1 protein-coding gene is annotated in these 517 nt (G+C 66.3%); it reads right to left on the bottom strand.

Features of this window, described 5'->3' with window-relative positions; all coding sequences use genetic code 11:
* Positions 1 to 143: 143 nt before the first annotated feature.
* On the bottom strand, positions 144 to 517 hold a 374-nt coding region (locus ACYVDE_RS26000; protein ID WP_460504384.1), incomplete at its 5' end, for a carbohydrate kinase family protein.

The following is a 517-nucleotide window of genomic DNA, read 5'->3' as shown; positions in this document are numbered from 1 at the left end:
CCGCGTAGCAGGCGCGCAGCGTGGCGGCGGCATAAGCCGCATCGGCGTGGTAGAACACCGGCACCACCGGCACGGCCAGCAGCTGGGCAATAGGGGAAGTAGGGGTCATCATAAAAAAGATTGAGGCGGGGTGCCGCCGTCAGTTAGCGGAGCAGGCGGCCCGACAGGTTACCCTGCATCAGGTGCTCGATTTCGGCCGGAGTGGCCAGGTTGATGTCGCCGGGAATGGTGTGCTTGAGCGCCGAGGCTACGGTGGCAAACGTGAGTGCCTCCTGCGGCGAGCCGTAGTGGGCAACCCCGTAGAGAAAGCCGGAGATAAACGAGTCGCCCCCGCCGATGCGGTCCACCACGGGCACGATGTCGTAAAAGGGCGTTTCGTACAGCTCGCCCGCCTGCCAGAGCAGCCCGCAGATGCGCTCGTGCGAGGCGCTCTGCGTTTGCCGACGCGTGGCAATCACGCGCTCGACGGTGGGGAAGCGCGCCGCCAGCTGCTCGCACACGCTGGCAAAGGGGCTGG

The organism is Hymenobacter agri (assembly GCF_054778495.1).
This window is presented reverse-complemented; position numbering and strand designations above follow the sequence as displayed.